Origin of the sequence: Maribacter sedimenticola (assembly GCF_900188415.1) — a bacterium.
GTDB lineage: Bacteria > Bacteroidota > Bacteroidia > Flavobacteriales > Flavobacteriaceae > Maribacter > Maribacter sedimenticola.
This window is the reverse complement of the sequence record NZ_FZNV01000006.1, coordinates 47928-61089: the sequence shown is the minus strand read 5'-3', so window position 1 is coordinate 61089 and position 13162 is coordinate 47928. Positions and strand designations below refer to the sequence as shown.

General features: G+C 38.0%; 12 protein-coding genes and 1 tRNA gene. 8 read left to right on the top strand and 5 right to left on the bottom strand.

Annotation, left to right across the window (positions count from 1 at the left end; translation table 11 throughout):
• Nucleotides 1–15: 15 nt before the first annotated feature.
• Nucleotides 16–570, top strand: coding sequence for a TlpA family protein disulfide reductase (locus CHB68_RS14825; RefSeq protein ID WP_317043832.1), 555 nt, complete (start codon nucleotides 16–18; stop codon nucleotides 568–570).
• A gap of 25 nt (nucleotides 571–595) precedes the next feature.
• Here CHB68_RS14825 and CHB68_RS14820 read toward each other — a convergent pair whose 3' ends face one another.
• The 5 genes from CHB68_RS14820 to CHB68_RS14800 all read right to left on the bottom strand — a co-directional run bounded on the left by CHB68_RS14820 (nucleotide 596) and on the right by CHB68_RS14800 (nucleotide 4454).
• Complete coding sequence (locus CHB68_RS14820) at nucleotides 596–1042, bottom strand: sterol desaturase family protein (RefSeq protein WP_089262028.1); 447 nt, start codon at nucleotides 1040–1042, stop codon at nucleotides 596–598.
• Nucleotides 1042–1881 (bottom strand): phytoene/squalene synthase family protein, encoded by an 840-nt coding sequence (locus CHB68_RS14815; RefSeq protein ID WP_089262026.1) that lies wholly within the window; start codon nucleotides 1879–1881, stop codon nucleotides 1042–1044. The genes CHB68_RS14820 and CHB68_RS14815 overlap by 1 nt, the downstream gene beginning before the upstream one ends.
• A gap of 8 nt (nucleotides 1882–1889) precedes the next feature.
• Nucleotides 1890–3347, bottom strand: coding sequence for a phytoene desaturase family protein (locus CHB68_RS14810; RefSeq protein ID WP_089262024.1), 1458 nt, complete (start codon nucleotides 3345–3347; stop codon nucleotides 1890–1892).
• Between the two features lie 12 nt (nucleotides 3348–3359).
• Nucleotides 3360–4259 (bottom strand): MerR family transcriptional regulator, encoded by a 900-nt coding sequence (locus tag CHB68_RS14805; protein WP_089262022.1) that lies wholly within the window; start codon nucleotides 4257–4259, stop codon nucleotides 3360–3362.
• A gap of 111 nt (nucleotides 4260–4370) precedes the next feature.
• Nucleotides 4371–4454: transfer RNA gene (locus CHB68_RS14800), tRNA-Leu, on the bottom strand.
• A gap of 294 nt (nucleotides 4455–4748) precedes the next feature.
• On the opposite strand from CHB68_RS14800, the gene CHB68_RS14795 reads away from it, so the two are divergent.
• The 7 genes from CHB68_RS14795 (at nucleotide 4749) to CHB68_RS14765 (ending at nucleotide 13112) form a co-directional block, all read left to right on the top strand.
• On the top strand, nucleotides 4749–5666 hold the full coding sequence (locus tag CHB68_RS14795) for a dihydrodipicolinate synthase family protein (RefSeq protein ID WP_089262020.1): 918 nt from the start codon (nucleotides 4749–4751) through the stop codon (nucleotides 5664–5666).
• Between the two features lie 118 nt (nucleotides 5667–5784).
• A complete protein-coding gene (locus CHB68_RS14790) occupies nucleotides 5785–7359 on the top strand; it encodes an aldehyde dehydrogenase (NADP(+)) (protein ID WP_089262018.1) in 1575 nt (524 codons plus the stop codon).
• Between the two features lie 22 nt (nucleotides 7360–7381).
• Entirely contained in the window at nucleotides 7382–9103 is a 1722-nt protein-coding gene (locus tag CHB68_RS14785; protein WP_089262016.1) for a DUF885 domain-containing protein, read from the top strand.
• 6 nt (nucleotides 9104–9109) lie between these two features.
• The gene (locus CHB68_RS14780) at nucleotides 9110–10117 is read left to right on the top strand and encodes a 4-hydroxyproline epimerase (protein WP_089262014.1); all 1008 of its coding nucleotides are present in this window, start codon (nucleotides 9110–9112) and stop codon (nucleotides 10115–10117) included.
• 17 nt (nucleotides 10118–10134) lie between these two features.
• Nucleotides 10135–11325, top strand: a complete 1191-nt coding sequence (locus CHB68_RS14775; protein ID WP_089262012.1) for a glycoside hydrolase family 88 protein — start codon at nucleotides 10135–10137, stop codon at nucleotides 11323–11325.
• A gap of 7 nt (nucleotides 11326–11332) precedes the next feature.
• Nucleotides 11333–12583 carry an NAD(P)/FAD-dependent oxidoreductase gene (locus tag CHB68_RS14770; RefSeq protein ID WP_089262010.1) on the top strand — a complete coding sequence of 417 codons (1251 nt, stop codon included), beginning with the start codon at nucleotides 11333–11335 and terminating at the stop codon, nucleotides 12581–12583.
• 127 nt (nucleotides 12584–12710) lie between these two features.
• Entirely contained in the window at nucleotides 12711–13112 is a 402-nt protein-coding gene (locus CHB68_RS14765) for a response regulator (protein WP_089262008.1), read from the top strand.
• Nucleotides 13113–13162: the final 50 nt, after the last annotated feature.

Below are 13162 nucleotides of genomic sequence, written 5' to 3'. Positions count from 1 at the left end.
TCCTATCTAATTTTAATGAAAAGACAAACTGTTTTTACCTTATTGATCATTGCCTTTGTGCTTTCTTTTTTTGTAACGCCTTTAGGTGATTTTAGCAAAATACAGTTGAATAGAATTTTTGCTACTTCCCCAACAATTATAAAAGCGGAAAAAAGAGGTAGAATTTCGGATTATGATTGGAATTTAAAGGATAGCAATTGGAATATCTTCAATTTTCAAGAAGCAAAGGGTAGCGTTGTATTCATTACTTTTTGGACTTCTTGGCATATGCCGTCACAAGCGCAATTAAAAGACGTTCAATATCTTTTTGACACCTATGGGGACCGTATTAAATTCTATGTAATTACCAATGAGGAAAGAGCACCTGTAGAGCTTTTTATGGAAAAAGAGGGCTATACTTTTCCTGTAACCTATCAAATTATTGGTGAGCCAAGTCCCATATCCTTATTAAAACCTCCGGGTTCATATGTAATAGATAAAAAGGGCTCCATAGTAATTCACCAAAACGCGATCGCTGATTGGGACAATGACAAGGTAGATCGGTTATTTGATCAACTTCTTACGGAATAGTTATCTACTAGGATGTACGTAACTATTACTTTTTAAAATATTTAAAGGGAACAAATAACATTCCAAAGCATTCACCATCACCTTTTCCTAAATGTTTATGATGCATCTTGTGAGCCCTTCTTACACCTCTACTGTACCAGTTATTGGCATTCCTGAACAATTTAAAACGTTGGTGTATAAATATGTCATGTACCAAGAAATATGCAATGCCATAGGCTAAAATGCCAAATCCAGTAGGGTATCCGTACCAAGATCCATTTGCCCCAGTGTAGAACAATGCCATACTTACAATTGCATAAAAAATAAAGAAAGCATCATTTCTCTCAAACCATGAATCGTGGTCTTTATGATGGTGATCTTTATGTAGGCTCCATAGAAAGCCATGCATAATATATTTATGGGTAAACCACGCCATAAATTCCATAAACAAGAAAGTTCCTAAGAATAGTAAGATCCAAATAATTATGTCCATTAGACTAAATTCATTTTATATTTAACATACGACCTTGCCAAAAGGCCAAATTTTTGATAGTTGGGTACTCTTATTCGAGCATTTTTAATTTCTAAAGATGGGGTCTTCTGTAGTTTTTTTAATAGTTTGAAATAATATTTGTAAGCCGTATAAACTCCAAATTTTGCTTCTGCGGGCAAGTTGATAATTCCACTATAACCTAATCTAAAATCAGCTTTAATTTCTTCTACAATCCTTTTTTTGGAAAGTTCGTCTAACTCTCTTAGGTTGGTATTTGGAAAGTAAGAACGGTTTAATTGTTCAAAATCTGCCTTTACGTCTCTTAAAAAATTAACTTTTTGAAAAGCCGACCCCAATGCCATTGCGGAATCCTTTAAGCTTTCATACCTGTCTACGTCACCTTTAACGAATACTTTTAAGCACATTAGGCCAACCACATCTGCAGAGCCGTAAATGTATTCCTTGTACTCCGCATCTGTACGGTATATATTCTTTACCAAATCCATACGCATGCTTTTCATGAATGAATCTACCAAATGCTTTGGAATAGAATACGTATGATAGGTATGTTGAAAAGAATTTAAAATTGGATTAAGGCTTATTCTGTCTTGCAGGGCATTTTCCAAATCTTGTTCAAATTTATCAAATAAGAGCTCTTTATCATAATCGTGAAAAGTGTCCACGATTTCATCGGCAAAACGTACAAACCCATAAATGTTATAAATATGGCCACGGATAGATGTATGAAGCATCTTGGTAGCCAAGGCAAATGATGTGCTATATCGTTTTGTGACGATTTTGCTACATTCATACGATACAAGGTCAAATGTTCCTTTCATGTACTAAACTAATTATTGGTTCTAATTAATTCTGACACTAATTTACCGGAAATCAAAGCAGGAGGAACTCCGGGTCCAGGAACAGTCAGTTGTCCTGTAAAATATAAATTCTTAACTTTTTTGCTCTTCAAGTTGGGCCTTAAAAAGGCTGTCTGTGTTAACGTGTTTGCCATTCCATAGGCATTTCCTTTGTACGAATTATATCTTTCAATAAAATCCTTGACACAAAATGTTTCCTTGAATATAATATTATTTCTAATCTTTTGACCTGTTCTTTGCTCAAATCTATCCATGATCATGTCAAAATACTGGTCTCTTAATTCTTGGGTGTCGGTTAAATTTGTTGCAATGGGCACCAGAAAAAAGCCTGCTTCATTATTTTCCGGAGCCATGGTAGCATCTGTTACAGAAGGAAAATTTGCATAGAACAATGGACTTGTAGGCCATTTGGGATCATCATAAATTTCTTGGGCGTGAAGCTCAAAATCCGTATCGAAAAAAAGGTTATGATGTTCTACGTTCTTTAATTTGGTATCGAAACCAATATAGAACAGTAAAGATGAGGGGGCAAAAACCTTTTTATCCCAATAAGAGGCACTGTATTGTCTAAATTTATCTTCTAGCAATTGTTCCGTGTGGTGATAGTCTGCACCGCTAATAACCATATCCGCACGATGGAATTTGCCATTACAGCTTACACCTTTTACTTGGCCGTGTTCTACATTAATGTTGTCTATAGCACTGTTGGTGTGGATGGTTACCCCAAGCTCTTGCGCAAGTTGTTGCATTGCTTTTATGACCTGGTACATACCACCCTTTGGATGCCATGTGCCAAGACCAAAATCTGCAAAGTTCATAAAATTATAGAATGACGGCGTATTGCTTGGTTTTGCGCCAAGAAATAATACCGGAAATTCTAGGGTTGATACCAACTTTGGGTTTTTAAATGACTTCCGTACCTGTGAGCTTATTGTTTTAAAAAACTGATCAACTTTTAAAATAGTTTCTTTGGTTACTAATTCTAAAGGTGAAAGCCCAGGTCTTAGGACAATTTTATTAATGGCAATGTCATAATTTTCCTGTGCTTTATCAATAAACTTTTTTAGTGCTTTTGAACTGCCTTTTTCAATTCTTTCAAATTCTTCGCAGATTTTCTCCATGGTATCGCCAATGGTAATAATGTCATCTGCAAAAAAGATTTTGTAGGCAGGGTCAAGCTTGTCCAATTGGTAGTAGTCTGATGTTTGTTTATTGAAATCGGAGAAAAATTTATCAAAAATATCGGGCATCCAATACCAGCTGGGTCCCATGTCAAAAGTAAACCCGTCTTTGGTGAATTGAGATGCACGTCCGCCCACACTATCATTTTTTTCAAACAAGGTTACATTAAAGCCATCTTTGGCCAGATAGCATGCCGCAGATAATGATGAAAAGCCAGAACCGATTACAATACAATCTTTGCCCATAAAAGAATTTGTTTATAAATGGTTTACCAAATTGTCTATGGAAGAAAAAGTTTTGCAATATGCTGGTTTGGTAGCATCCTCAATATACCTTGTTTGTCTGCCCAGCAACCATAAATTAGGATTGTTATAATTGGAAACCAATTTATCAAAATCCTCCAAATACTTGTTTACCCGATCCTTTTCGGGAAAGACCGTAAAATAGGATACGAAATATACGTTGTCAAAATATTTGAGGATATCCTCTAAATTTTCAATAGGTATGGTTGGGCCCAAATAAATACATTTATAGCCTTTAAGTAAGATTTCATAATTCACATACAGTAATCCAATTTCATGAATCTCATTATCAGGTAAGAATGCTACAAATACCTTGTCGTTTTTTACAGGGCTTAAATGTTGTAGTTTCTCTGTATTCAAGAGAATTTTTTGTTTTATTAAGCTACTGATAAAGTGTTCGTGTGCAGGGCTTATGGTATCCGTTTGCCATAATAGACCTAATTCGTTCAAAAGAGGTACAAAGGTTTCCTTAAATATCTCACGGAATGAATTTTCACCCAAAAGGGCATTATAGGTATTAAAGAACATGGTCTGGTCAAAATTGATCATAGCCAGTTTAAAGGCGTTGATTGCATGACTTTCATGACTATGTTTGGCTACTATTTCCCTAACAACGTAAGCAATTTCCCCTTCTGGTATCTTGGCAATCTTGGAAATTTTTTGGCCGTTGTTATAGAGCAACGTTACATTGAGTAACTTTTGAAGGCTGGACAGACTGTAGGTACGTATATTGGTGTCCGTACGTTCAGGCTGCAATAAATTGTACCTTTTTTCCCAAATTCTAATGGTGTGAGCTTTAATGCCAGAAAGATTTTCCAAATCCCTGATACTAAATTGCTTTTTTACATTGTTCATGTTTTTTGACAAATAATTAAACAAACTTACGATTATTTGTTTAACGTAGTATATAGTTGAAGTTAAAATTATCAAAATAAAAAAGGTTAGATACCATATCTAACCTTTTTGTGCCCACGACTAGATTCGAACTAGCACGTCCTTGCGAACACTACCCCCTCAAGGTAGCGTGTCTACCAATTTCACCACGTGGGCTTCTTATTATGAAAGAACCGCAAATATAGAAACCAATCCTACATTTTAAAATTATTGGCCATAATTAATTCTATAATTCCTATAACTAGATAGTCTGTATGGTCTATATTTTTATTGATTAAATTGTTAGTAGTTTTTTCAATAAATGCTGTAACCAATAAGATTTGCGCCATATTTATCGGAATATCACTGATAAATATGGTTAAAGGGGTAATATACTATTAGGTATGGTTAACATATAAACATAATTCAAAAAGCTTTAACATTACTTTTACGTATCAAAAAAAATAGAATATGAGTATAGAATGGAAAGGTGTCATGCCTGCGGTAACAACAAAATTTACTGCCAACGATGAATTGGATTTAGAAATGTTCGCAACGAATATTAAAGCACAGATAGATGCTGGCGTTAGTGGAATTATTTTAGGAGGTACATTGGGGGAGGCCAGTACACTTACTTATGATGAGAAAAAAATATTGATGAAGGAAACCGTCAAACTTGTTGAAGGTAAGGTTCCCGTCATCATCAACATTGCGGAGCAGACTACCAAAGGGGCTATACATGCCGCAGAAGTTGCGGAAGAATGTGGAGCTACCGGATTAATGATGTTGCCACCAATGCGTTATAAAGCAAATGACTATGAAACGGTAACCTATTTTAAAGAAACTGCCAAGAGTACCGACCTACCTATTATGATCTATAATAACCCTATAGATTATGGTATTATGGTAACTATGGAAATGTTGGAGGAATTGACCGTCTGTGACAATATCCAGGCCGTAAAGGAATCTACAAGGGATATTTCTAACATTACCCGAATTAAGTCCAAGTTTGGAGACCGTTTACGAGTTTTGACAGGGGTGGACACCTTAGGGATGGAAAGTGTACTGATGGGTGCCGATGGATGGGTTGCGGGATTGGTATGTGCGTTCCCTGCTGAAACCTGTGCCGTTTTTGAATTGGCAAAGGCAGGTAGAATTGCAGAGGCATTGGAAATTTACAGATGGTTTCTACCTTTATTGGAATTGGATATTAGTCCGCAATTGGTGCAGAACATTAAAATGGCAGAGGTGGCCACAGGAATAGGTACTGAATTCGTTAGGGCTCCGCGACTACCATTAATTGGTAAGGAAAGGGAGCGTGTTGCTGCGATTATCAAGGCAGGAATGGCTTCTAGACCTACGCTTCCGGCCTATAAGGGTATCAACTAATTGTGGTATATTTAAATGAATATCGCAATATCAAAAATATAGCGGTATGTATACGGATGAACCGGATTTTTACAAAGGTTCTTTCTTTAACTTACACAAGTAGTTCAAAACAGAAGATATGATAAGTGGAAAAAATATAATAGGAAGTAAAATGTCAGCAAATGGGGAAAAAACGTATAAAACGTTCAACCCAATAGCGAACCAGGAAAACGAATGGATTTTTAATGAAGCTACAACTGCAGAAATCAATGAGGCCGTTGCATTGGCCCATGAGGCTTTTAAGGTATACAAGGATATTTCCGGTGCCAGAAAGGCGGAATTTTTAAACGCCATTGCCTCAGAAATAGAAACATTGGGCGATGAGCTTATTCATACGTACTGCTTGGAATCTGGGTTGCCCGAAGGAAGGGCGCGTGGGGAACGGGGTAGGACAATGGGGCAGCTTAAAGCGTTTGCCAATTTACTGACGGAGGGTTCTTGGGTAGAAGCGGTCATTGAAAAAGCCCAGCCTACAAGAGAACCTATGCCTAAGGCGGATATTCGCAAAATGTTATTTCCACTAGGTCCTGTAGTCGTTTTTGGTGCAAGTAATTTTCCCTTGGCATTTTCTACAGCAGGAGGGGACACGGCAAGTGCCTTAGCGGCAGGATGCCCCGTAATCATTAAGAGTCATCCCATGCATGCCGCTACGGGAGAATTGGTAGCTTCTGCCATCATAAAAGCAGCTGTCAAGACCGGTATGCCCAATGGGGTATTTTCCAATCTAAATAGTAGTGGGGTAGAAGTAGGCCAACAATTGGTACAACATCCCAAAGTCAAGGCCGTAGGTTTTACAGGTAGCTACAATGGGGGAATGGCCTTATATCAATTAGCGAACGAACGCAAGGAGCCTATACCTGTATTTGCGGAGATGGGTAGTATTAACCCCGTAATTGCCCTGCCTTCTGCCTTAATGGAAAGTGGAGATATGTGGGCCACAAAATATGCTGCTTCCATAACTTTGGGGGCAGGCCAGTTTTGTACAAATCCCGGATTAGTCTTAGGTCTTGAAGGTGAGGACCTGAATTCTTTTGCCTTAAAATTATCAGAAGAAATTCTAAAGCTGCAACCTGCTGCTATGCTTCATCCAAATATCCATTCAAAATACATGGAAGGTAAAGAGGTATTATCTACACAAAACGGTGTAGAGGTTTTGGCAGACCATAAAGATGCGGTAAATGCCAATACAGCCGGTCCTACAATCCTAAGGGTAAAAGGGAGTGAATTTTTACGGAACCATACCTTGCATCAAGAAGTATTTGGTCCTTTCTCTGTGGTCGTAAGCTGTGAAGATGCAGTTCAAATGGAAGAAATCCTAAATCAGCTAGAGGGTCAATTGACCGGTACTGTCCTAGGTGAAACGGAGGATTTAAAAACTTATGGTGGCATTGTAGATGCATTACAGGAAAAGGTTGGCAGAATTTTGTTCAACGGTGTACCTACCGGGGTAGAAGTTTGTTCATCCATGGTGCACGGTGGCCCTTTTCCGGCAAGCACGGACCCCCGTTTTACATCAGTAGGTACTTCTTCCATTAAAAGGTGGGTTAGACCTGTATCCTTTCAGGATTGGCCCAATAAATTTTTACCACAAGCCCTACAAGATGATAACCCATTGAACATCGTACGCTTGGAAGAAGGAACTTATTGTAAATAACATACTTATAAAGTATATACTTATGCGTAAAATCATTGTGTTAATTGCCTTATTGGGGGTTGTTTTTTTTGCCCCCTGTACAACGAATGCCCAACAGGACCAACAACAATTAGAACAGATTATAGCGGATTTTGAATCATACAAACCCTATGATAGAAAAGCATATCCGCTTGGGTTGTTTACTGAGGCAAAAGAAGAGAAAGATGCGCAATTTGCAAAGGGGTTATTATCCCGTTTGCAAGCCTTGGATACTTCTTCCTTGACGGAAACCCAAATAATTTCAAAGGAGTTGCTACGGTTTAGACTTCAAAACCAAGTAGATGAGTTTAAGTTTAAAACCTTTTTAAACCCTATACAAGCAGACCAAGGCTTTCATTTAAATCTAAATTATAGAATAAAGCCAATATTAAGTTATGCAGATGCCATGAAATATTTAAATATGTTGAATGCTATACCTACCTATGTTGATCAACATATAGTTTTATTGGATAAAGGGCTTCAGCTGGGTATATCGCAACCTAAAATTATTTTTAATGGATATGGTTCTACTTATGACACCCATATAGTAGATAATGCTGAAGAAAGTAGTTTTTATAGTCCCTTTACGGCATTGCCATCGGGTCTGGGTACGCGTCAAAGGGACTCGGTTATCAAAGCGGCCAAATCGGTAATAAATAATAAGGTCGTACCGGCGTTCAAAAAGATAAAGAATTATTTTGAAACCCAATATATTCCTTCTACTAGAACTGCCATAGGAGTTTCTGAAACCCCTAATGGTAAAGAATTTTATCAGAACAGAATTAACTATTATACCACAACGGAAGAATATACGGCAGAGGATATTCATGCGATAGGACTTGCCGAGGTAGCTCGGATAAAATCGGAAATGGAGCTAATTATATCCAAGGTAAATTTTGAAGGTAGTTTTAGTGATTTCCTTACCTTTTTAAGGACGGATCCCCAGTTTTATACGAAAACGGGAAATGAGCTTTTAATGCATGCTAGGGATATTGCAAAACGGATAGACGCGGAATTGCCCAAGTATTTTAAAACGTTGCCCAGAACGCCTTATGGAGTAAAAAAAGTACCCGATGCAATTGCACCCAAATATACTGGTGGTAGATATTCCGGACCTTCTTCTGATACCCAGCCCGGTTTTTATTTGGTAAACACTTATAAATTGGAAAGTAGACCATTATATACTTTGCCGTCACTGACCGCCCATGAAGCGGTGCCAGGCCACCACTTACAGGGTAGTTTAAATAGGGAGTTGGGAGATAGTATCCCCAAATTTAGAAGAAATATGTACTTATCCGCTTATGGTGAAGGTTGGGCCCTGTATACTGAGTTTTTGGGAAATGAACTCGGTATCTATAGAACGCCTTATGAGGAGTTTGGTAAACTAACTTATGAAATGTGGCGTGCGTGTAGGCTGGTAGTAGATACAGGAATTCATGCCAAAGGGTGGACTCGTGAACAAGTCGTGGATTATATGACCAATAATACGGCATTGTCTGCCCACGAGATCAATACGGAGACAGATCGTTATATTGCATGGCCGGGACAAGCGATCTCCTATAAAATGGGAGAGATTAAAATTAGGGAGTTGCGTAAAAAAGCGGAAAGAGAGCTAGGCGAACAATTTAACATTCGCGATTTTCACGAAATTATATTGGAGCAAGGAACGGTAACATTGCCCATATTGGAACAACGGGTCAATAATTATATCAAGCGCAAAAAATAATCCATTATGGCAAGCAGTACTTTTGTTTGTATAGATGCACATACCTGTGGTAACCCTGTACGGGTAATTAAGCATGGTGGACCAGAATTAATTGGAGCTACCATGAGCGAAAAGCGGCAACATTTTTTGACCGAATTTGATTGGATAAGAAAGGGACTCATGTTTGAACCCAGGGGACATGATATGATGAGTGGCAGTATTTTTTATCCGCCCCATGACCCTTTGAACGATTTAGGAATATTGTTCATTGAAACCAGTGGTTGCCTTCCAATGTGCGGTCATGGAACTATAGGAGCTATTACAATTGGTATTGAGGAAGGACTGATCAAACCCAAAATAAAAGGTGAGGTACGTATGGAAACCCCAGCAGGATTGGTACTGGTAAAGTATGGGCAAACCGGCAATAAGGTAGATTGGGTAAAACTTACCAACGTAAAATCTTATTTGGCGGAAACGGATTTAACAATTGATTGTTCCGATCTTGGAGAACTGCAATTTGATGTTTCGTACGGAGGTAATTTTTACGCTATAATAGACCCCCAAAAGAATTTTACCGGTATTCATGATTTTTCTGCCAGTAAATTAATTCAATTCAGCCAGGAAATTAGAGAAAAAATAAACCATAAATATGCCAATGCATTTGTTCACCCTGAGGATGTGACCATTAATGGTGTAAGTCATATTTTATGGACAGGGAACACCATTGCGGATACTGCAACTGCAAGAAATGCCGTCTTTTATGGAGATAAAGCAATAGACCGTTCACCTTGTGGTACTGGGACCTCTGCGCGAATGGCCCAATGGCATGCAAAGGGCAAACTAAAAATTCATGAGGATTTTGTACATGAAAGCTATATAGGTTCACAATTTATTGGTAATATAGAGGAAGAGACCGTACTTGCCGGTAAACCGGCTATTGTTCCCAGTATAAAAGGATGGGCCAAGATTTATGGTCATAACACGATCACCATAGATGATGATGATCCATATGCATACGGATTTCAAGTCATATAAACATAAACAATCGATCAATGAAAAAAATAAACCTTTTAGTAATCCTAACGGCAATAGTATTTATAGGTTGTAAGGAGAAAGTGGTAACAGAAGAACAATCAATGACCGTCATTGAAAAAGCTGCTGCACAATATGAACATTTGTATCATAATGCTATTTCCTATATGGATAGTGATCGACCAATGCCCAGAACAATTGTGAACGGTAAATTGCATACCGTTGGTGTATATGATTGGACAAGCGGATTTCATCCCGGGTCTATGTGGAACCTATATGGACTCACAAATGATATTACATGGAAAAACCGTGCAGTAGCTTACACCCAAATCATGGATACCATTCAATATTATGAAGGTACCCATGATTTGGGCTTTATGATTGGTGATAGTTATGGCAATGCTTTGAAATATATGGATAAGGAGGCTTATGAAAAAGTAATGGTACAAGCGGCCAAGTCCTTGGTTTCCCGTTTTAAGCCAAAAGCTGGGGTCATACAATCATGGAATTCAAATGATCGGTGGCAATGTCCGGTGATTATAGATAATATGATGAATTTGGAAATGCTATTTGAAGCGACAAAAATATCCGGTGATTCTACATTCTATAATGTAGCCATCATGCATGCAGATACTACTATGGCAAAACATTTTAGGGAAGATTATAGTTCATACCATGTTTTGGACTATGATACGGAAACCGGAAAAGTTCTAAAACGCAATACGGCACAGGGCTATAAAGATGAATCTGCTTGGGCTAGGGGGCAAGCATGGGGACTTTATGGATATATTGTAATGTATAGGGAAACAAAAGATGAAAAATACCTGGACCAATCAAAAAATATAGCATCGTTCATAATGAACCACTCCAATTTGCCCGAGGATAAAATTCCATATTGGGATTATGATGCCCCTGTTACTAAAGATACTCCGCGAGATGCCTCTGCTGCTGCTATAACCGCATCGGCACTTTTTGAACTTAGTACCTATGTTGAAGACGATTTAGAACATGCGTATGTAGACAGGGCCAATACCATTCTTGAATCCTTAAGCAAAGAACCCTATTTGGCGGAAATTGGAACAAATGAAGGCTTTATTTTAAAACACTCTACTGGGCACAAACCTCAAAATTCTGAAATAGATGTTCCGTTGAACTATGCGGATTATTATTTTTTGGAAGCTTTACTGCGCCAGCGCGATATGATCAAGTAAGTTACCTATGGCTAAAAATATACTGATAATTGGTGGTGGTATTATAGGTTTATGTTCTGCGTATTATTTAAGCAAAGAAGGGCATAATATCACTATTATTGAAAAAGGTAACGGCAATGAAGGTGCTTCATTTGTAAATGCAGGATATATAACCCCAAGCCATATTATTCCTCTGGCCGCGCCTGGAATGATAGCCCAAGGCATTAAAATGATGTTCAATTCGGCCAGTCCTTTTTATATGAAACCTCGCCTGGAAACTGATTTTTTAAAATGGTCCTGGTTCTTTCATCGTTCATCCACAAAGAGAAATGTTGAAAAAGCCATTCCGCTTATAAAGGAAATCAATCTTATGAGTAGGGCCCTTTTTGCAGATATAAGGGAATCAGGTGATTTGGGAGAATTTCAATTGGAGCGGAAAGGGCTTTTGATGATGTATCAGACCCAAAAAAGTTTTCTACATGAAAAGAAGGTGGCAGAGAAAGCCAGTGCATTGGGCCTAGAAGTTTCTTATTTGGACAGAACACAACTGGGCAAATTACAACCCAATGTCCGCTTGAATGCTGAAGGGGCTATACACTATGAATGTGATGGACATACGACCCCAAATGAAATAATGCCCAAGCTATTAGATTTTTTAAAGAACAAAGGTGTAACAATTTGTATGGGGGAAGAAGTGATGGATTTAGCAATGAACAACGGTCAGATACAAACTGTTAAGACCCAAAAAAATACTTATGTAGCAGATGAGGTCATTTTGGCTGCCGGAGCGTGGAGCGGAACGCTTTCCAAAAAATTAAATCTTAGATTGCCCATACAGGGTGGCAAAGGATATAGTATCAATGTAGAGCGCAAAACCGGTATTACCATACCCGCCATATTAATGGAACCAAAAATGGCGGTCACCCCAATGAACGGATTTACACGGTTTGCGGGTACTATGGAATTTTCGGGGAATAATACAATGGTTAGAAAGGAGCGGGTAACGGCCTTGGTAAATGGTGCAGAATCTTATTATCCAGACCTTAGATTCAATGAAGAAGAAGTAAAAAAGGTCAAAACCGGTCTGCGACCCGTATCTCCTGACGGTTTGCCGTATATTGGAAAGACAAGACATATTAAAAACCTCACTATTGCCACTGGTCATGCTATGATGGGGTGGAGTTTGGGTCCGGCCACGGGTAAACTCGTTTCTGAAATAATAGAAGAGCGAAAAACCAGTATGGCTATTGAGGCATTTTCACCGGATAGAAGGTTTTAATCGTTAAAAGGCAATATACTTATCGATATGTAAATACCGTTCACCGACAGTAAATGAACATTCACCTACAGTGGACCTAAAAAGAGAATCAATTAGTTGAATTTTGAATCTTCAAATATTATGGACTATGGATATCTTGTTAATAGAGGATGATTTAATCGAGGTGATGAAGTTGAAACGTACCGTTTCTAAACTAAATTTAAAGCATTCGATAATTGAAGCCAAAAATGGTGAGGAAGCCTTGGAATATTTGAAGTCTGGCAAAAAATTACCGGACATTATACTATTGGATCTGAACATGCCAAGAATGAACGGCATAGAGTTTCTTAATATCTTAAAGAATGATGAGATATTATGTTATTTACCTACAATCATTTTAACTACATCGGAAAATAGGGCAGATTTACTGAAATGTTACCAAGCAGGTATTGCTGGTTACGTTATAAAGCCCTTAAAATACGAGGATTACCAATTTAAATTAAATGCAGTTTTAGAGTATTGGAGTGTAAATCAATTAGTTAAAGGCTAACAAAAAAGTAGTTTTCACAACATTTCTTTACTTATATGTATTAATTTTCC